The following is a 21,019-nucleotide window of genomic DNA, read 5'->3' on the forward strand; positions in this document are numbered from 1 at the left end:
ATTTTATTAATTTCCCCCTAACTTTAAAGCCAAATCATTTGTCGATACTATTAAGTAAAAGTTATTCAATTCAGAAAAAATCACAGTGTTGTTTATTGGTGTTTTTTTGTTCTGTGCTATTTGCTCGGTCTATCAGATAACCGATTTACGCAACCGTATTAACAATGACTCTTATTTTACTTTACACAACCTCAAAACATTGGTGAGTCGCCCAGAGTATAGGCGACTATATTCCATTAAGTACGGAAATTTTACTTAATCAATGTTGATAGCAATTCTCGATCATGGGCCATATTAAAGTCTATATGAGGACCTACCGGTAAAATACGGGTTGGATTAATTGTTTCGTGACTGCCATAGTAATGTGCCTTGATATAATCCATTGCGACAGTTTCTTCAATACCGGGCACTTGATACAAATCGCGTAAGTACCCCCAAATATTTGGGTAGTCGACGATTCGACGTAAATTACACTTAAAATGCCCGACATAAACGCTGTCGAAACGCACTAAGGTTGTAAATAATCGCCAGTCAGCCTCTGTTATCGTATTACCCGTTAAGTAACGACGATTTTCTAAACGTACTTCTAAGGTATCTAATGCATCAAAGACTTCGACCACCGCTTCGTCATAAGCGGCTTGTGTTGTAGCAAAGCCAGCGCGATATACACCATTATTGATGGTTGGATAAATAAACGCATTTAGCTCATCTATTTCAGCTAATAACTCTGGTGGTGAAAAGTCACCCGGCAAGGCTCCTATGTCGTCAAATGCTGAATTAAACATGCGTATAATTTCAGGAGATTCATTGCTAACGATGGTGTTGGTTTTTTTATCCCATAAAATAGGCACGGTTACTCGCCCCGTATAATCAACTTGCGCTCTGGTATAGATTTCATGCACGTTAATTGCGTTTAAAATGGGGTCAGGTACTACACCTTCACCTGGTGCGAATGTCCAGCCTTCGTCACCCATAAACGCATTCACTACCGACATGGATATCATGTTTTCCAAACCTTTTAGTTTCCGATAAATAATGGTGCGATGCGCCCAAGGGCAGGCCAGAGATACATATAAATGGTAACGATTAGGCTCTGCTTTAAAGCCGGCAATACCTGATATGCCAGCACGACCATCTTTGGTGATCCAATGACGAAAACTGGGGGCTTTTCGTTCAAAACGCCCACCACTTGATTTTGTGTCGTACCATTGGTTTTGCCATTTTCCTTCAACTAATAGTCCCATAGTGCTCTCCTAAATCATTCGATTATAAAGTTAGCCAAGTGAAGAGGAGTAAAGCCATCACCCCTTAGCTAAGTTTTAATTAATAGCGTAAAGTATTTTTGTTCAATATTAATTAAGTGTGTTTTTTGACGTGCGATTATCTATAGAAAAAGCTCCTGGACCATGAACAAATAATGTTAAAAAGCCACCCGCAATAGCAATATTCTTCATGAAGTTATTCATTTCTGCTTGGTTACTAAAATCAGCGTGAAAAAGTATTGCTGAAAGTATGCTAAAACCGGTTAAAGCAATGGCAGCATATTTTGTTTTCCATCCTAAAATAATCGCTAAACCACCCATAACTTCGACCAAAATAACTAAAGGTAATAAAGCGCCCGACACGCCCATTGCTTCCATATAACCTTGTGTGCCAGCATATTGTGATATTTTTGTTATTCCAGACATAAAGAACATGATAGCTAAAAAGAAACGTCCCGTTGGTGCTGCAAAAGTTTGTAAGGTATTCATTGTAAATCTCCTCATATATTTGAGTGAAAGTTCGTGTTATTTATTAACGGTGGGCGCTTTGTAAAGCGACTTACTTTGTTGATGAGGCTATCTTATTAGTAATTAAAAAGTGAGTAAACATCAAAAATAAGAAGTCTTTGTTCTTATTTTGAGAATAATTAGATGGGTGAAACTGATAGTTACTTGATCACTTATTATAGAGACAATCATAAATATTAAGGGGGGGGAGGGTGATAAAAAGATTATTTTGATGGAGCAAAGCCAATGTTAGCTGACTTTCAAAAGGTAGTGTTTTGTCTGTGTTTAAACAAAACACCTTAAATTCATCACTATTGATCCCAATAGGGATTATCACCAAATCGCTCAACCAAAAAATCAATCAAGCTACGCACTTTAAATGGCAGGTGCCTGTTGGGAGGATAAACAGCATAAGCATGCATGGTGGGGAGTTTATATGCTTCTAACACAGGGATTAACGTTTGAGTGGCTAGTGATTGCCACACAATGAAAGTGGGTAAATAGGTGATCCCGTGACCTGATTCAGCCAGTAATTTTAGAAAGTCACCATTATTTGCGATAATATTTGGTTCAAGATGCACAATATGTTCTTGCCCCTCTTTACTGAGAAGTTTGATACCACTTTGTTCAGAACTACCATACCTAATAACGCTGTGTTGTTTTAAATCGTCCGGTGTTATTGGCTTTCCATGTAACATTAAGTAATCAGGACTCGCACATAACACATGTTTTATTGGGGCAATTTTTCGTGCTTGCAAAGTAGAATTATCTAATTGACCAATGCGAAAGGCCAAGTCAACTCCCTGCTCAACGATATCTATTTTTTGATCTGAAAAATTAATATTTAATTTTAAATCGCTATGCTGTTGTAAAAATAAATCAAGTGCTGGAGCGAGATGAGTGAGTCCAAATGATAACGGGACGGCAATATTTAATGTTCCCTCTAATGCGCTATTACTGCTTGTTGTTTGACTATTTAATTCATCTACTTCTTCTACGATTAATTTACTTCGATGATAATAACGCTGTCCCGCTTCTGTAATACTCGATTTTCGAGTGGTGCGATTGATGAGCTTAATGCCAAGCTTTTGCTCTAACAAAGAGAGTCGCTTACTGACCGCTGATTTAGCAATATTCATTTGCTCAGCTGCTTTGGTGATGCTGCCTGTTTCAACAACACGCAAAAATATATACATATCTTCAAGTTGTCCCATATCATCTCCACTTATGTTCAAGAACGATTGTTTCTTTTTAGTAAACTATGTTTTTAGTTAACGGGTGTTTATTCTCTTAATGTAAACAATTATTATGGGTTCATCAAGTTTCAATCCTCCACTGAGAGTTAAGCACTATCTTAGCGATATACTTATACTTACAGCAAAATTAACAAGGTACATTAATATGACTCAAGCGACTGTAAATAAGACTATGCGAGAGCTGTCATCTCTCTCTCAAGGGCAACTTGGCTCAGATGGAGACGGCGTAAAACTTACGCGCTTTATTGGCAACAACGTGCTGAATATGCTTGACCCATTTTTGCTACTCGATCTTTTTGAATCTGACCAACCCAATGATTATATTGGTGGTTTTCCAGAACACCCACACAGAGGTTTTGAGACCGTTACTTATATGTTGGCGGGTCGAATGCGCCATAAAGACAGTGCAGGTAATGAAGGGGTTATCTCTGCGAATGGTGTGCAATGGATGACGGCAGGAAAAGGCATTGTACACTCTGAAATGCCTGAACAAGAATCTGGCTTGCTTAAAGGGTTTCAGCTTTGGGTCAATTTACCTAAAACACATAAAATGACCGATCCGGTATATCAGGAGTTTCCCGCGGATAAATTGGCAATGGAATACGGTGACGATGGTAGTGAAATAAGGATTATTGCTGGGGTAACGAATAAAGGAACTGTTGGTCCAGTTATTAATAACCATGTTAAACCTACTTATATGGATGTGCATTTACCCGCAGGAACGATATTTGAACAAACCCTGCCTATTGATGACAATGCCTTTATTTTTGTTATTAAAGGGATCATATCAGTAGGTAGTAAGGGGAAAAACCTTCCTCAAAATCATCTTGGGTTATTATCTAAAGGTGATTTGGTGTCAATTACTGCATCATCGGAAATGTGTCAATTTTTACTGATATCAGGCAAACCACTTAATGAAACTGTCGCCAGAGGTGGGCCATTTGTAATGAATACCGAGGCCGAAGTTATGCAAGCATTTAGTGATTTTCGAAACAATAAATTTTAGCAGGACAGGATGAAGCATTACGTTTACTTTACCTATAGAGGGTAATTCATTCACTTTTTTAACATTATAAAGTTAATAAAATTGAAAACCTGCCGATACAATAGTCAGTAGTAATTAATTAATTAAGGTATTAAGATGGAAACTAAATTAGACGTAAATTCAATCAAACTAACCTCAAAATATATTAATAATGAGGTTGCTCATCAATCCATCCAGTTTAATAAAAATGTATTGAGAAAACTAAGCGAGAAAGCACTCAACAGAGCATTTGAACTTGACAGAGCTCGTACATAACACAGGTGATTTTTACTTATTTTGTTAAAATCACCTTCGGTTTTTTTATTGATAGTGATCTTAAACTTATTCTCATAAATTTCATCACAAACTATTTTTATTACCAGAATATATAAATCAGTGGAATACTACCACCAACAATAATTAACCAACCACGCTTTAAACGCCAAGCGCTATACTTTCCCTTCACCATAAAAAGTGCCGACAAAGCCAAGAATAGCAGTAAACCCGCATAAATATCAGAAAAAACAATCCAACCTTTTTTCGCTTCATTGAGATGTAAAGTATTAAACTGTTTAAAAATAACACGTTCCTGAAAATGTTCGTAAACGGCAGTTTCTTTAGCAAAATTGACCGTTATTGCACCACCATTTTTAAAAAACAATTTGTATTGCGTGACTGATTCCCAATAAGTTGCCTTAATCGGCTCACTGCTTGGAAATAACATTAATAGCTCAACGTTTAATTGTTTGTCTGGTAAGTCACTCTTAGCAAGAAATGCTTTTTCAGTGCGCTCAACAATATAATTTGGATCCCAATCTCCTACATGGTTTAAAGCGATGCCAGAGATAGCGAAAACAATGGTAAGGCCGATACAAAGATAACCAATATCTCTGTGTAAGGTTCTATTGAGTTTAAACCAGTCAATTGAACCTACTTTAATCAAGAATTTTTACCCCAATTGGTGAAAGTTGATAAATTGACATTGCCACCGTTATATTTTCGGTATCTATTGTGTCGCCACGACGTTTAGCTAAATTTACTTTGTACTTTTTTGTTTCTTCTAAACTTAATTCAATCGCCTGAAGCGTGCCGGTTGCCAATGCCTGACGGCCTTTCGAGTGAATGGGAAAAACCATATCGCCATCACGTACTTTAATACGTAATTTTTCGAACTTTGCATCTGAGGCTATATCCACCCAACATCCACGACTACTACAAACACCAACAATAGTGCCTGAAATAGTCACTTCTTTATCTAAAAATTCAGTTGGGCTTGCAAGTAATGTAGAAATACTGACTTTTGCCTCTTCATTGACGGCTTTGCCAAATAAAATTTCTTCAGAAAATACTGACGTAGACATTATTAACGTCATGAACAATAACGATATTTTATTTATAATTTTCATTTTACATTCCAAATTTAATGTTAAGTCTAGAGGAAATACGCATGATACTATTTTACACATTACCTCCCCATGAAAAACTTGGCTTGGTGGTGTTAGTCGTGTTTTTAAATTAAATCAAAGGGAATATTCTAAAGCGCTAATAAAGGGGCAGGGCTGTTTAACGTTTTTAATAGCGCTAAATGTCTCACCGCTTATTATGGGGCGACTCTTAAATTTTTTCCATAAAATTCAATTTTTCTTAATATTACACAATATCAATAAATTATAAAACGAAAACAGATTGTTTTTTATAGCATGAACTCGCTTACTGATCATTTTGTGATCACTTAACTTAGTCACTCTAAGTTTTTAATCACATAGTAACGTTATTTATGGTCACTACAATTGAAGTTAGCTTCGCCTATTGGTTTACACTTGCTACAAAATCTATATGATTTAAGAAAATATTAAAATAAAAGTAATATATGTCAAAGGGTTTAATTCTAATCGCTGATGATAAGCGTGATGTGATCATGGCGCTTGAAGCGTTGTTACGTAGCCGAGGTTTTACGACGAGTTCAGCTCAAACACCTGCTGATGTTATACGTTTAGTGCAGTGCAAAGCATTTGATGCCGTGTTACTCGATCTTAATTATTCGAGAGATACCACTTCAGGTCAGGAAGGCTTGAGCCTGTTGTCTGAAATACAAGATATAGCGCCACATTTGCCGGTAGTTGTTATGACCGCTTTTGCCAATATGGACATTGCCCTTGATGCAATGCGCAAAGGGGCACGAGATTTCATCGAAAAACCATGGGATAACGAACGTTTACTGGCTATTTTGCAAAATCAGATTGCTCTGGGTCATGCCCTTGATCAGGTAGATAATCTTAAAACTGAAAACAAACGTCTATCCGGCGCAGATAAAATAGACTTTGTTGCTACCTCAAAAACCATGCAACCTGTGCTTAATTTGATCGCGCGTATTTCAAAAACTGATACTAATGTAATGATCACTGGCGAACATGGAACGGGCAAAGGCGTTATCGCTCGATTGATTCATGACCAGTCTGACTTTTCTAATAACACAATGGTCAGTGTTAATATCGGCGCAATTCCTGATAACTTATTTGAGAGTGAGCTTTTTGGCCATGTCAGAGGCGCTTTTACCGATGCAAAGTCTAATCGCGACGGTCGCTTTAAATTGGCCAATAATGGAACGATTTTTCTTGATGAAATTGGCAATTTATCTATGGGCATGCAAGCCAAGCTCCTTCGGGTAATCGAAACGGGTGAATATGAGGCTGTAGGTTCATCGTTAACTGAGCACACTAATGCTAGATTAATTTCAGCGACTAATGCCGTGCTAAGTGATTTATGTGGCTCGGGACAGTTTCGCGAAGACTTGTTATTTCGTCTTAATACCATAGAGATAAAATTGCCACCACTGCGTGAGCGTGAGGAAGATATTCAAGCGCTGGCGGATAACTTTCTGCAAACCTATAGTCAAAAATATAATCGAGCAGAGTTAACCTTTTCGAGTGATTGTCTTGAACTAATGCGTGTATATCCTTGGCCAGGTAATGTTAGAGAAATGGATCATTGCATACAACGGGCGGTATTAATGGCTCAAGGTTTACAAATCACCTCTAAAGAACTGGGTTTAACTGCTAAATCGAGTAGTGCGATTGATGATTATGAGAACATGACTCTAGAACAAGTCGAGCAACTGCTGATTGAAAAGGCAATAAATCAATGTCATGGCAATATGAAAAAAACCGCCGAAAAACTTGGTATCGCCCGAAGTTCATTATATCGACGTATTGAGAAATATGGACTGGAAGTGAATCGATGAGTTCACCAAATAAGTCTAAACCCAAAGGCGAACGTAAATCAGAACATAAACCCGAATTTTGGGTACTTATCGCTTCCTTAATTGCGATATTACCACTTTGCTTTGTCAGTTTAATTTTACTTTCTATGGCTGAATTGCCAGAACACCTTTTTTGGACATTGCTATTTATGGTCGTTGGCTCGTTTATTTGGTCATTGGTCTATTTACAAAGGCGAATATTGTTTGCCTTGCGAAGTATCTCAAATGCATTGATGTCTCTAGCAGAGTCAGACTATTCTATCCGACTCGGGCTTTGTGAGCGTGGTCAAATACTTGATGAAGTCGTGCGTTCAGTTAATCGACTCAGGGATTTATTACATGCTGAACGCACCGGAGCTGCCGAAACGGGTGCCTTGTTTGCAAGGGTGGTTGAAAAAGTTGATGTAGCGCTTTTTGCTTTTGATCCCCACGGCAATCTTTGTATGGTCAATGAACGAGGTTTGTTACTGCTTAACCGATCACGCAAAGAGGTATTAGAAAAAAGTGCGCAAATGTTGGGGTTGGCTGCTTGCTTGGCTAGTTCAGATAACAAGGTGTTGCGCTTAAATCTTGCAGGTAGTGCCAGTAATTGGTTGATTAAAAAAGCACAATATAGAGAGTTTGGTGCACCAAGAGAATTGGTCATTATGTCAGACCTTACCGCACCATTAAGAGAAAAAGAGCTAGAAGCTTGGCAAAGGTTAGTCGCTGTATTGCGTCATGAAATAAGTAATGCTCTCGCGCCGATAAAATCTTATAGTCAGACATTAGGCTGGACGCTCAGACAAACAGAACGTCATGAAGGTTGGGAACAAGATTGTATTGAAGGGTTGGCTGTTATCGAACGTCAGACAACGGCACTAAATTATATGATGCAATCTTATAAGAACCTCAATCAGTTACCTACACCTGTGCCTCATTATTTTGATTTACAGCCTTGGCTTGCTGAAATAGTGAAGCAAGAGTTACGCCTTCCAGTGCAAATCTTTTCAGGTGAACCGCTAGAGCTTTATGGCGACCGTGAATTATTAAGCCAAGCTTTGGTCAATATTATCAATAATGCGATTGAGGCGAGCACCAATGCACAACCACCAATAATTAGTTGGCAAGTGCTTACTCGGCCAGGTAATAATCACACTTGGTTAACGTTAGATATTACCGACTTTGGTGAGGGTGTTGCCAATGAAGATAATTTGTTTGTGCCATTTTTTACCACCAAAGCTAAGGGGTCAGGTATTGGTTTATTAGTTTGCCGCGGCATAATTGAAGTCCATGGCGGTCATTTTAACTTGATGAATAAAGCGCATGGTCAAGGGTGTATTGCCAGAATACAATTACCACTGCCATTAAGTGCTCATCATTAAAGTGTCCCGTATCGGGACAGTATTCTGTCTCATTACGGACATTAATCATAAATATTACACCGTCTAATTAATCTAAGTGTATGAATAAATTGAATTAGTATCACTTGGCATGGTCTCTGCTGTCTTATAGCCATAGTTAACCAAGGAATAAATAACATGAAAAATAAAAAGCAGCAGCTGTCTCCAGTGATTAATATGCAAAATATTCAAAAGCACTTCAGCGGTAATGGTGTTGAAACTCTTGCTCTTAGTGGTATTAATCTTGAAATATATCCAGGTGAATATACGGCGATTTGTGGCCCGTCAGGTTGCGGTAAATCAACATTATTATCTTTGATCGGCCTGCTCGATGGTGCGAGTCAGGGAAGTTACCAGCTTAACGGTGCAGATGTTTCCTCGCTAAACCTCAATCAACGTTCGGCAATTCGTAACCGTGAAATAGGTTTCATCTTTCAAAACTTTAATCTTATTGGCGATCTTAACGTTTTTAAAAATGTCGAGTTGCCTTTGGTCTATCAAGGTGTACCTGCCAAAGAGCGTAAAGAACGGGTTGAAGCGGTATTGGCTCGAGTGGGTATGTCTGAGCGAATGGCACACTTTCCCACGCAGCTCTCTGGTGGTCAACAGCAGCGCACCGCTGTTGCTAGAGCATTAGTGACTGATCCGGCGATTATTCTTGCTGATGAGCCTACTGGAAATCTAGATTCAGAGCAGGGTAATGCGATTATGTCTTTGCTCGACAAACTGCATGGTGAAGGTGCGACTATTTGTTTGGTTACCCACGACCCCCGATATAATAATTATGCTGAGCGTCAGATCAATTTACTCGATGGAAAAATAATCAGTGAAAATATTACTGATAGTAGCGTTCGTCTAAACAAAAAAAGCGCATAAGGAGATGATGATGATGATTGACTCTTTATGGCAAGACATTCAATACGGCTTTGTTCAAATGACAAGGCGTTTTAAGCTCAGCCTAGCGATCATTTTTTGTATTGCGCTGGGCATAGGGCCTAACACCACACTATTTAGCATGTTCAACAGCTTATTGTTAAATGAACCTGCCGTTATGGCACCCGAACAGTTGGTTTCAATTCATAAGTACCGCCCAGGAAAAGAGGGGCTTCCTACATTTACTTACCCTGATTTAGTTGATTTTAACGATCAAGTGTCTCAGCTTGAGGGTATTTTGGGCTTCAGCTATCAAAGTGCAAGTGTCTCAATGCCCGAAGGCCCTGAAATGTTACCTGTTGAGATGGCAACATCGAACTTTTTTGATCTTTTAGGTGTTCAACCCTTGTATGGCGAAACCTTTCACCGCCAGACCAGCCAAGCGCCGGGTTCTATGCCGGTTGTTGTTTTGTCATATAGCTTCTGGCAACAACGATTTGCTGAAGATAAAAGCGTTGTTGGCCGCAAGATAAAATTAAATGGCAGTGACATGACCATTATTGGTGTGATGCCAGCAGATTTTACCGGTGCACTTGGCGCTTTTGGCTCAAAAATGTGGTTGCCGATGGTGATGATGAATATTATTGATCCCGATTCACCTGCTCGCTTAATATCACGTAACGATAACTGGATCATACCGGTTGCGCGTTTAGCGGAAAATGCCACATTGGAGTCGGTTAATCAGGAAATGGCCACTATCGATAGTAAACTTCAGGCACAATATCCAGAAACTAACGAAGGCAACACGCATAGAGCAGTGCCTTACTCGAACATTCCCTTTATACCTGAAACGGCTCGTTCTATGGTGGTCTTCGGTGCCTCATTGGTTGTGGGGTTAATCTTACTGGTTGCTTGTTCAAGTGTGGCTGCGTTATTGTTATCGCGCGCTACAGAAAGGCGTCAGGAAATATCGGTAAGGCTTGCGCTAGGCGCGCCACGTTACCGGGTTGTACGTCAGTTGATGATTGAAAATTTAATGCTGGCATTGGTTGCGAGTGTGGTTGGCTTTATCTTTTCGCTTTGGGCTGTGGTGGTATTTAAACAAAGTTTGCCAGCAGAAATTCCCTTTCAGCTCAGTTTAGATCCAAGTCTTGATGCCAACATGTTGCTTTATACCTTAGGCGCCGCTTTTTTATCTAGTCTGTTATTTGGTTTAGTGCCAGCTCTTCAGGCAACTAAAACTGACTTGTTCAGCGCGCTTAAAGAGCAGCCTCAGGCTGGCGGTACGCAGGTACAAAGTTCAAAGTTACGTAGTTTCTTTTTGATCACTCAATTTTCGCTCAGTGTTTTTCTCTTGGTTATTGCGGGTTTAACCATTAAAGGACTGCACAATTCTGTCAATATTAATCCAGGTTTTGATGCCGCTAATCTGTTGACATTTAAGACCGACTTGTCTTTGTATGGCTACCTAGATGATGAAAAAACAGCGTACTCTCAGCGGTTAAATCATGAGTTAGCAAGCCTTGCTGGCGTTGAGTCGGTGGTTATCTCGCGGACCCCGCCAATGAGCGGCGACAAAACCGCAACGTTAGTTTCATCTTTTAATGACGCTATGGAAGCCGGAGAGGAGACTAGAACCTTTTATTCGATTATTACCCCAGGCTATTTTGCTACTATTGGTGCAAAACTTTTGCGGGGTCGTGAATTTACCCTTGATGATCAAAGTTACTTATCGCCTAAGGTGATTATTAATCAGGCAATGGCCAAGACGTTATTTGTTGGAACAGATGCCATGGGTAAATATCTTTCTATACCGAGCAGTGACGATGCTTTTGAAATCATAGCCATTGCTGAAAATATTGCTAATAGTAGTATTGGCAGTATGGATGAGCCTTATATGTATATTCCGCTAGGGCAACGCTTTGACCATGGTTTGGTTTATGTGGTTCGTACCGAGCAAGACCCAGCGTTACTGATCGATAACGTAAAAGCTAAAATTGCTGAGCTTAACCCTGATATCGCACTAAATATGATAGAAACAATGACAGATACCGTCTCTCGCTCGTTGTTCTCGTTACGTGCGCTGGCAATTGCTACCAGTGGTCTAGGTTTACTGGCACTGTTACTCGCTACTATTGGTACTTATGGTGTGGTTTCTTATAGCGTTAAATTACGTCAGCACGAAATAGGCGTTAGGTTGTCGTTGGGCGCCCAACCCCGAGCGTTGGTCTTTATGCTGATGTCTTCTGGCCTAAAACTGATCATCATTGGTTGCGTCTTAGGATTAGGACTATCGTTTGTTGCTGGCGAATTGTTAAGTCCAATGTTGTCGGGTGTTGGCCCGCGAGATCCATTGGTATTTATACTGGTACCATTATTCATGTTGAGTCTCTCTTGTTTGGCGATATATTTTCCTGCGAGAAAGACCAGTCGAGTGGATCCCATGCTGGCACTTCGCTACGAATAACTCCCCATTTGTAATCTAATATCGGCAAGGCTTAGGCTAGCAATAGCTGTAGATATGCCGAAATAGGAACACTAATATGACAATTGTTAATTTTACTAAGGCGCTTATTTTTAAGCTGCTCTTTCTTACTCTCTTGGTAAGTGCTAATGCTCAATCGATGGCGATGAGCGGGCCATTAAATATTGAAGGTGTTGCAATTCACCGTGATACCATTGTATTTGCCAGTAATGGACAACTCTGGATGGTGGCTGTTACAGGAGGAGAGGCCACAGTACTGACTCCTGCTAAAGGGGATGATGCTTTTCCTGTTATTTCAAAAGATGGCTCTAAGGTTGCTTTCACTCGCCGTAGTACAGGGCGAGGCGATGTGTATGTACTTGATTTAACAAGCCGTCTGACCAAACGTCTAACCTACCATCCGTTAGCTGATGTGCCCGTTGCTTGGAGCACAGATGATACTAAGGTAATTTTTCGCTCAGCACGGGAAAATGGTCGTGCCCATCGCTTATATCAAATTTCGGTCAATGAACAATGGCCAACTGAATTATCCCTTCCTTTTGGCGTACAGTATGCCTTTGGTGATAGCGATGCGGGTGATTTTTATGTGCCCATGGGCATTTTCCCGGGCTTAAGTGAATTTCGCTATTACCGAGGTGGCATGCGTGCGGGTATCTATAAGCTAACACCTAAAACGTACGACACTCAGCTGATTGTCGGCGAAAAATACAATGCGTTTTCTCCAATGCTTTATAACACCAGCATCAGTTATATATCTGATCAAACCGGTACTCATAATCTTTTTGTTTGTGATGTGTCTGGCGCTAATATTAAGCAACTAACCGATTTTGATAAATATGGCGTGCGCTTTGCGAGCATTGATAGCGAGCAAGGGAATATAGCGTTTGCCCGTGATGGCGCTTTGTATACCTTAAATTTAGCGAGTAACCGGGTAATCAAATTGAATGTAAGTGTCACATTGGATCGTTCTTTGATGAGAGATCGTCGAGTCGATGTTTCACGTTGGTTAACTGATTATCAGCTAATGCCCGAAGGTGAAAAGGCAATTTTATCAGCGAGAGGTGATTTATTTAGTTTTGATCTCAATAGTAAAAAATCAATAAATTTGACACAAACTCCGGGGGTGAGTGAATTTGGCGTCGCCATTGCTCACAATAGTAAGCATATCGCTTACTTCAGTGATGTCCATGGCGATAATCGTCTGGCATTAATGAACCTTAAATCAAAGACAACAGAAGAATTTATTATCGAAGAGCATCCGTCGGTTTATTATGAGCTAAGTTGGTCGCCTAATGGTCAATATTTAACGTTTGCTGATCACCGGTTGAATTTATGGTTGTTTGATAGAGTCACAGGTAAGGCAAGGATAATCGATAACTCCAATGATCCCGGTCAAGACTCTTGGTCTGGGGTCTGGTCTGGAGATGGTCGTTATTTTGCCTATGTAAAAAAGCTTGATAATTATTTACCAACATTGTTTGTACGTGATTTAACAACAGGAAAAAGTCATCAAATGACTAAGGGCGATATCTATGTGGCATCACCCGCTTTTGATCAAAACGGTCAGTATCTTTATTTTATGTCGAGCTATAATCGTGCTGCATCAGACTTTAAATGGAGTGTCTTGAGTGCTTATGATCAAAGTAGTCATCTTAGTGGTCATTTGAATGTGATTTTACTGCAAAAAAATACTCCCCCTCCTGTGTTACCTGTTATTAATCAACCTAATATGAATGTAAATTGGTCTGTTATTCAACAAGGGGCCGAGATTGATTTTAATGAGATAGGTGAACGGATCATGCCGTTAGCATTACCTCATAAAGGCCTAGAAAGTATTACTGCATTATCGCCGGGAAAAATGCTGCTACAAACCATGGAATGGCCAGTTAACCCTGCGCAAGTGTCAGAACCCAGATTGGCGTTATATCTTTATGATCTTAAAAAACCTGCGAAACTTACCAAGCTAAGCTATTCAACCCAGCAGTTTACTGTTGACGCTTCGCGTCGATATGTTCTTTATAAAAAGGGCGCTAACTTTACTCTCCAAGATTTTGGTCAAGAAAAACCTCAAGTAACTGAAGTTAGCATACCGTCACTGGGGGCAAAAATTGATGTGATTAAGGAATGGCAACAGATCTATCAGTCTTCTTGGCGATACCTTAGAGAACAGTTTTACGATGCCAACGTTCATGGTTATGACACGATTGAGTTAGAGCAACACTATCAACAGTTTATACCTAACATTACCAGCCGTAGAGGGTTGAAGCGTTTTAATGATCGTATTTTCTCTCATACCTCCGTTAGCCATTTAGGGTTAGGAACTGGTGACAATGGCATTAAAACACAAAAAAATAGTCAGCCGGGATTATTAGGTGCCGACTTTATAGTGGCTAATGGCCGTTATCGGGTATCTAAAATATATCAGCAAGGGCATTACGATCGCAGAGATGGAGTTTATGGACCTTTAGATCAGCCAGGCAGCAGAGTGAAAAACGGAGAATACCTAATTTCAATTAATGGTCAAGCGTTAACCGCTGAGCAAAATCTTTATCGTCCGCTAATGAATATGGCAGGGAGAGTCATATCTTTGGAAGTCTCTACCAACGCGAATGGTGATAACAGTCGAACAGTAAAAGTAATTCCTTTGATGAGGGACGATCAACTACGAATCGCTGATTGGGCTGAAAATAACCGACGTCAAGTGGAAAAGCAAAGCGCTGGACAAGTAAGTTATCTACATATTGACGGTTATAACGCTCAAGGTATTGAAAACTTTTTGCGCGGTTATTACGGCGCGAAAGCTAAACGAGGGTTAATTATCGACCAACGTTTTAATGGTGGCGGTATCACTTCTGATCTTCTGATCTCAATGCTACAGCGCAAGCCTCTTTACGCGTATAAATTTAGATATGGACAAGACCTTAAGGTTCCCGTCAATAGTTTTGAAGGCAAAAAGGTTTTATTGACCAATGAATGGAACGCTTCGGCAGCAGAAACATTTGCAACTATGTTTCAAAAGGCAGAGCTTGGCATTAGCGTTGGTAGACAAACGTTTGGTGCAGGTATAGGTCCGTGGGGTTTTAAAATGCAAACGATAGATAATGCAAAAGTTCAAATTCCAAATCGAGGAGCTTATCTCCCCGATGGTGATTGGGGTATTGAAAATCAAGGAGTACCGGTAATGATTGAAAAACAGATTTGGCCAAAAGACTATATTAAAAACATAGATCCGCAATTGCAAACGGCTATTAATGAGGCAATGAAGAATAATCAGAACGTTATTTTTTCTAACCCCAAATACCCTAATCATCCTGGAAGTTCCAGCTATTTAAACAAAATAATGCCGCTAGGGTTAATTCAGTAATACACAACATTAGTCGGGGGGAATAGTTTATAAAGCCTAAAAATAATGGGGAAACGACCTATATAAAAAGATAAGTTACCATTTTTTTAAATGCTTTTACAAAATATACAGTGGGTGGTATGAGAAACCAATTCACTGTATTTCGCTGCAAGGGGGCAGAAGTAAAATCATATACGGTCTATGTCAGGTTACTTTTTAAATAAATGACAGAAAGTTTGTCTCTATTACAGCAAAAAGTGAGCAATTAAAATGAACGTGGCAATTTTCTACTTTTAGCGATTAAAAGCCATAAGTAAAGTTTAACAACTCGCCTGACTCGCTTTTGGTAACTTAAGCAGTCGTCTTGATAGGATATCAATAACGACATTGAGCAGGGCGGTACAGGTGATCAGTACCAGTGCATTGCTGTAGCGTATTTCGCTGAAGCTACTGTCAATATAAAATCCTAAGGTCATAATACCTAAAATGCCAAACACGGCAGTTTCTCGTACGATTATTTCAAAACGATAGAACATTAAGGCCATTATATTAGGATAGATACTCGGCATTATGTGGTAGTTAAATTGGTTTAGCTTACTTATCTGCATTTGCTGTGGTGCAATGGTGTTACTTTGTCGAACAGCCAAGTAGGCGATAACGCAGCCATTGTGTATGGCTAATGCGATTATTGCCGGTAACATTGAAGGGCCAAGCAGCATTAAAAAGATAAATGCTAAAATATATTCTGGTACGCAGCGGCCTATTAATAACATTAACTGTCCCAACCAAGTTAATGGTACTGGCGATAATTGTTTACTTGCTAAAGCATGAGCATTTAAAGTAACAAAGTGGGTAGCTGCCAAGGCAAGTAAGGCTAAAGTCATGGTCGCTATTACGCCTGGAATCGCTTGCAGTGTTATAATATCGCTAAGCCAAACATAGAGTGAAAGCCATTGCACTTCTGCAAACGTCGCCGTGTTTACCAACATCGGTGGCAATATATCTTGGCTAATAAACCGGACTAATAAGCTGCTGTCTACCGCAGGAATTTCTACCAATGTGACGCAAGCAATAACGAGGTAAACCCCGAGTAATTTAGGTGGGCACCAGTAACGAATGGTGCTAATAAGAGCAACGAATAGCATCAATAATGCGGCGCCTTCGTTATAATTCCCTTGTTTAAAAGCTGTTTCCATATAAAAACCTAGCGTTGGCATACCAATAAAACCGAGGACGGCGCTACTGCGCAGGGCACATTCAAAGCGGTAACGAGTGTAGGCCATAAGTTGCGGCAGCACCTGAGCGATTTTTCCATAAGTATAACGGCTAATAATATCTGCGCGGCTATCGATAATTTCTAAAGGGCTGTCTGATGATTGGTTGACAATATCGTGAAATACTCGGGCAAAAGTCGCGGCAAACGGGATCGCTATCGCTAAAATTCCGGTGATGGGAGAAAGACCAAAAACCTGTAAGAATAACAGTGCCCAAAAGATTTCATGAATAGCCCGAAAAAAAGAGCAGCAGCCAGAGACTATGGGGTTTTGATATATTAGGGCAAGCGGCGCGCCAACTATTAACCCTAAACATACACCGATAATGGCAAAATTAATGGTTTGAATTACCGCTTGAAAGAGGTATTCGGTGGCAAAAAAATTGGGGGACATTAACCCTTGTGCCATCAGCGTTAATTCAAGGAAAGGGTCGAAGTTTACAATTTCTATATCGGCGAAAGGAAGAATAACCAAGGCGATAAGCCAAATTGATAAAGTGACTTTTTGCCAATAGCCCAAAGGATATTGTCTATTATTAAGCGGCGCCATAAAATAAACCTACGCGACAGCGCTCGTTTGAAAGAGCTTGGTAATCTGTTGTTGGTTAATACTCTGCTGTTTGCTGTCGAGTACCAGTCGGCCTTTATCTAAGGCGATAACACGGTCGAAGGCGGTCATTGCGAGTTCTCGGTCATGCATCACCATAATTACACTGTTGTGCTGTGCGAATACGATGTCGAGTAATCTTGCCGTCATTAATGGGTCAAGCGCAGAAAAAGGCTCGTCACCAATAAAAATTCCTTGTTGCTGATACAAGGCTCTTGCTAATGCAACTCGTTGTCTTTGCCCACCAGAAAGCTGATTTACTTTTTTAGCCAAGGGTTGGTCTAACTCTAATTGCTGACAAAGTGCGGTGATCTCGTTGAGGTTTTGTTTGAACGGTTTAATTAAATTTATTAAGTTATATAACCAGTGATGGCGGGCTAAAGCGCCCATAAATACATTGTGATAAATACTTAAATTATCAACTAAGCCTTGTCGTTGAGAACAAAGAGCTGCGCGGCTTTGTAAGGTTTGATACAAATGGTGCAGTAAGCTAGATTTTCCTGCACCTGATGGACCAATAATCGCAACTTTTTCACCTTCATTGATGGTCAGGCTCAGATCAAAAATAACCTGTGTAGATGCCTTATGTTTACCGGTGCTTTTACCTGTGTTCTTATCGGTAGTTTTACCAGAGCTATACTTGGCTGTTTTATTATAATGAAGGTTTAGGTTGTCGATTATTATCATTAATCGATAAGTCCTATCTTTTTAGCGACGGTTAATACCGGTTCAAAATCTTTATTTGTCGCGTTAACAAATGAAGAACGAGGAAAACTTTTTAGTAGCTCAGGATCATTCATGTTAAGCAGTGCCGCTTGTACTTTATCTTTGAACCCTTTGCCAAACTTAGCATCAACACCTGCGCGTATTGTCCATTGGTAGTCAGGGTAAGCAGGTGTTTCCCAAATCACGCTGACTTTATTCGACTCTATTTTTCCTGAAGCAAGGGCTGTTTCCCAGACTTTATAATTAACGGCGCCAATTTCGTAAGCACCCGCTTGTACTTGGGCAATAGTACGGCTATGGTCACCGGAAAAACCAACACGTTTAAACGCTTGCTGTGGCTTTTTCTCTAAATGCTTTTCGATATAATATTGTGGCATCAATCGACCTGATGTAGAGCCTTTTGAACCAAAGGTGAAGGTTTTCTGGCTAATAGCAGGAAAACTCTCGCTGCGCTCTAAGCCCGTACTATAGTGAGCAATAAAATAGCTTTTAAAAAACTGGTCTTCATAACCTTGGGCGATCGCTTGCGAATCAGGTACTAATCGTCTGGCTTGTACACCAGATAAACCGCCAAACCAGGCAAGTTGCACTTGGTTATTTCTAAAGGCTGTTACCGCTGCAGAGTAAGACTTTACCGGTACATACTCTACTTTAACGCCAAGTTTTTGCTCTAAATAAAGAGCAACCTTCTCGAAACGGGTTCTAAGTTGAGATTCGTCTTCATCAGGGATCGCAGTAAAAGTAAACGTCGCGGCGCTTGTGTTGATATTTACAAATATGCTTAGTATTAACGCACATAATGTTATTAGTTTAGTGACTGTTTTCATCATATCTCTGTTTATTAGCAATTTATCAATACAATCAACGTTATATCGTTAATATCATAAACTACGGAAGTTCGATGGCGCATTATCACTTAAAAAATAGGAATTCACACTCTTTTGCTTTGTTATTGAATTTATATCCAATAATCTGAATTTTTTGATAACACATTATTAAAGAATAGCTTTATGTTTACTGATGTTAGGTTGATTCTGAATCGCCAGTTGTTATGGGTCTTAATTTTTTGGCAAATTTTTAACGGATTAGAAGTAATAGCAGTGTAACGTCTAAAGTTAATGATTGATTATGTAGCTACTAGGAGTTAGTAGGTTATGCATATCTGATATTAATTACACTCATTACTTTGAGAGGCAATACATAAAGGTCAGTGTTTCTCTATTTCTTTATTTCTCTATTTCTCTATTTCTGTATTTGAGTGTTAGGGTAAAACAAAGTTAAATATTGGGTTAACATAAAATAAAACGAATATGATGGTTTGATAACTCCGTGCTGAACAACATTAAAGTATTGTCTGATCGAATTCACTAACTTACCCGCGATAAATAAGCTAAAATAGCGGCACTTATCTAAGCTTTGAGCCCTTTAATTAATGACTTCTGTCGCAACCCCAGCAAATTTTAACGAACTTGGCCTTATTCCCCCTTTGTTAGCTCGATTAACTGAACTGGAATATCAGCAACCTACGCCTATTCAAGCACAAGCTATACCCAGTGTATTAGCGGGGCATGACTTAATTGCAGGGGCAAATACAGGCTCGGGTAAAACAGCCACTTTTGCATTACCATTATTGCAGCACCTTTTTCAGCAAAAAAGCGCGGATAAATCATTAAGTAACAAAGGTAACTATGTATCTGGACTGATATTAGTGCCGACCCGTGAACTGGCTAAACAAGTTGCTGACAGTATTAAGTCTTATTCGGCACATTTTAACGGCGCGATTAAAACGCTTGCTGTTTTTGGTGGGGTATCAGCGAATACACAAATGCTGGCATTACGTGGTGGTGCTGATATTTTGGTTGCAACGCCAGGTCGACTACTCGATTTGATCTCAAGTAATGCCGTTAAGCTTGATTTGGTGAAAACCTTAGTGCTTGATGAAGCCGACAGAATGTTAAGTTTAGGCTTTACTGAAGAGCTAACTGCGCTGTTAGCTCTATTACCTAAGAAAAAACAAATATTATTATTTTCAGCAACTTTTCCTGATCAAGTAAAAGCGTTAACTCAAGCGTTACTGCACAATCCGATTGAAATACAAGTGCAAAGCAGCGATGCGAGTACTTTGGTACAGCGTGTTTTTACCGTTAACAAGGGTGATAAAACCGCTGTGTTAGCACATTTAATTAAAGAAAATGAATGGCGACAAGCGCTTATTTTTGTTAATGCTAAACACCATTGTGAGCATTTAGCTGAAAAATTAGCTAAACGTGGTATTACCGCCGAGGTGTTTCATGGTGATAAAGGCCAAGGTGAACGCAGTAGAGTACTTGACGGTTTTAAAGCCGGTGAGATTGACGTGCTAATTGCTACTGATATTGCTGCACGCGGTATAGACATTGAAAAACTGCCTGTGGTGATCAATTTCAATTTACCGAGAAGTCCATCAGACTACATGCATCGTATTGGCCGAAGTGGCCGCGCGGGCGAAGTAGGCTTAGCATTGTCATTAATAGATCATGAAGACTTTCACCACTTTAGTGTCATTGAAAAAAAGAATAAAATTCGTCTTGAACGTGAGCAAGTAAAGGGGTTTGAAGCGGATGAAGTGAGTAGTGATTCAATAACTGCCGCAGAGAAGCCAATGGCAAAACCTGAAGGTACAGGTAAGAAAAAACGTAAAAAGAAAACGCCAGTCAATACCATCAACGCCGATATCTGGTCTGGGTATGTTGATCCAGAATAAACGGCAAATACTGATATAGTCTCCAGTCTTTTGTGAGTTAATTTTTTATTAGATTAATTATATACTGGGTCCGAGTGGCCCAGAGAAGTGTTGCAAGGGATTGGCGCGTATAAAAGGCTATACAGGTATCTAGCGGTTAACGTTGATTTTGAGCTTTTTACTGGTATTTTAAGCAATAAGCCAAACAAAAAGATGCAGATTAATTTTAGCATCTCTTTAGATACATTTATCATAGAAACGCCGGTATATACTTTGCAAACCTGCCCACCTATTAAAGTC

16 protein-coding genes are annotated in these 21,019 nt (G+C 39.7%); 8 read left to right on the forward strand and 8 right to left on the reverse strand.

All coding sequences use genetic code 11. From position 1 onward, the window contains the following. Positions 1-251 precede the first annotated feature (251 nt). The 3 genes from H4J39_RS01555 to H4J39_RS01565 form a co-directional block, all read right to left on the reverse strand. The gene (locus H4J39_RS01555) at positions 252-1,244 is read right to left on the reverse strand and encodes a glutathione S-transferase family protein (protein ID WP_182225679.1); all 993 of its coding nucleotides are present in this window, start codon (positions 1,242-1,244) and stop codon (positions 252-254) included. Between the two features lie 108 nt (positions 1,245-1,352). After that, a complete protein-coding gene (locus H4J39_RS01560) occupies positions 1,353-1,751 on the reverse strand; it encodes a DoxX family protein (RefSeq protein WP_182225680.1) in 399 nt (132 codons plus the stop codon). Positions 1,752-2,080: 329 nt separating this feature from the next. Beyond that, on the reverse strand, positions 2,081-2,983 hold the full coding sequence (locus H4J39_RS01565) for a LysR family transcriptional regulator (protein WP_182225732.1): 903 nt from the start codon (positions 2,981-2,983) through the stop codon (positions 2,081-2,083). Positions 2,984-3,170: 187 nt separating this feature from the next. Here H4J39_RS01565 and H4J39_RS01570 point away from each other — a divergent pair, with 187 nt between their 5' ends. Continuing rightward, positions 3,171-4,031 carry a pirin family protein gene (locus H4J39_RS01570; protein WP_182225681.1) on the forward strand — a complete coding sequence of 287 codons (861 nt, stop codon included), beginning with the start codon at positions 3,171-3,173 and terminating at the stop codon, positions 4,029-4,031. A 135-nt stretch (positions 4,032-4,166) separates the two neighbouring features. Then, positions 4,167-4,325 (forward strand): hypothetical protein, encoded by a 159-nt coding sequence (locus H4J39_RS01575; protein ID WP_182225682.1) that lies wholly within the window; start codon positions 4,167-4,169, stop codon positions 4,323-4,325. A gap of 100 nt (positions 4,326-4,425) precedes the next feature. Here the strand turns inward: H4J39_RS01575 and H4J39_RS01580 are convergent, their stop codons facing one another. Together H4J39_RS01580 and H4J39_RS01585 are read right to left on the reverse strand one after the other, a co-directional pair. Further along, positions 4,426-4,992: a hypothetical protein gene (locus tag H4J39_RS01580; RefSeq protein WP_220462097.1), complete on the reverse strand. Its 567-nt coding sequence runs from the start codon at positions 4,990-4,992 to the stop codon at positions 4,426-4,428. Beyond that, positions 4,985-5,455: a DUF4920 domain-containing protein gene (locus tag H4J39_RS01585; RefSeq protein ID WP_259366742.1), complete on the reverse strand. Its 471-nt coding sequence runs from the start codon at positions 5,453-5,455 to the stop codon at positions 4,985-4,987. Before H4J39_RS01585 ends, H4J39_RS01580 begins: the two co-directional genes overlap by 8 nt. Before the next feature lie 464 nt (positions 5,456-5,919). Here H4J39_RS01585 and H4J39_RS01590 point away from each other — a divergent pair, with 464 nt between their 5' ends. From H4J39_RS01590 to H4J39_RS01610, 5 genes are all read left to right on the forward strand, one after another. Then, the gene (locus H4J39_RS01590; protein WP_182225683.1) at positions 5,920-7,290 is read left to right on the forward strand and encodes a sigma-54 dependent transcriptional regulator; all 1,371 of its coding nucleotides are present in this window, start codon (positions 5,920-5,922) and stop codon (positions 7,288-7,290) included. Further along, positions 7,287-8,672 carry a PAS domain-containing sensor histidine kinase gene (locus tag H4J39_RS19040; RefSeq protein WP_182225684.1) on the forward strand — a complete coding sequence of 462 codons (1,386 nt, stop codon included), beginning with the start codon at positions 7,287-7,289 and terminating at the stop codon, positions 8,670-8,672. Before H4J39_RS01590 ends, H4J39_RS19040 begins: the two co-directional genes overlap by 4 nt. Positions 8,673-8,828: 156 nt before the next feature. Then, positions 8,829-9,566, forward strand: coding sequence for an ABC transporter ATP-binding protein (locus H4J39_RS01600; RefSeq protein WP_182224384.1), 738 nt, complete (start codon positions 8,829-8,831; stop codon positions 9,564-9,566). A gap of 10 nt (positions 9,567-9,576) precedes the next feature. After that, a complete protein-coding gene (locus H4J39_RS01605; protein ID WP_182225685.1) occupies positions 9,577-12,030 on the forward strand; it encodes an ABC transporter permease in 2,454 nt (817 codons plus the stop codon). A gap of 76 nt (positions 12,031-12,106) precedes the next feature. Beyond that, entirely contained in the window at positions 12,107-15,412 is a 3,306-nt protein-coding gene (locus H4J39_RS01610; protein WP_182225686.1) for a S41 family peptidase, read from the forward strand. Positions 15,413-15,711: 299 nt separating this feature from the next. Here the strand turns inward: H4J39_RS01610 and H4J39_RS01615 are convergent, their stop codons facing one another. Genes H4J39_RS01615 through H4J39_RS01625 form a run of 3 tightly spaced genes read right to left on the reverse strand, consistent with a single transcriptional unit; the run spans position 15,712 to position 18,824 of the window. Further along, positions 15,712-17,214: an ABC transporter permease gene (locus H4J39_RS01615; protein ID WP_182225687.1), complete on the reverse strand. Its 1,503-nt coding sequence runs from the start codon at positions 17,212-17,214 to the stop codon at positions 15,712-15,714. A gap of 9 nt (positions 17,215-17,223) precedes the next feature. Further along, complete coding sequence (locus tag H4J39_RS01620) at positions 17,224-17,958, reverse strand: ATP-binding cassette domain-containing protein (protein WP_182225688.1); 735 nt, start codon at positions 17,956-17,958, stop codon at positions 17,224-17,226. Continuing rightward, the gene (locus tag H4J39_RS01625; RefSeq protein ID WP_182225689.1) at positions 17,958-18,824 is read right to left on the reverse strand and encodes a putative selenate ABC transporter substrate-binding protein; all 867 of its coding nucleotides are present in this window, start codon (positions 18,822-18,824) and stop codon (positions 17,958-17,960) included. Before H4J39_RS01625 ends, H4J39_RS01620 begins: the two co-directional genes overlap by 1 nt. Positions 18,825-19,429: 605 nt before the next feature. On the opposite strand from H4J39_RS01625, the gene H4J39_RS01630 reads away from it, so the two are divergent. Next, positions 19,430-20,740: a DEAD/DEAH box helicase gene (locus tag H4J39_RS01630; RefSeq protein ID WP_182225690.1), complete on the forward strand. Its 1,311-nt coding sequence runs from the start codon at positions 19,430-19,432 to the stop codon at positions 20,738-20,740. Positions 20,741-21,019: the final 279 nt, after the last annotated feature.

The organism is Colwellia sp. Bg11-12 (genome assembly GCF_014076955.1).
Classification (GTDB): Bacteria; Pseudomonadota; Gammaproteobacteria; order Enterobacterales; family Alteromonadaceae; genus Colwellia_A.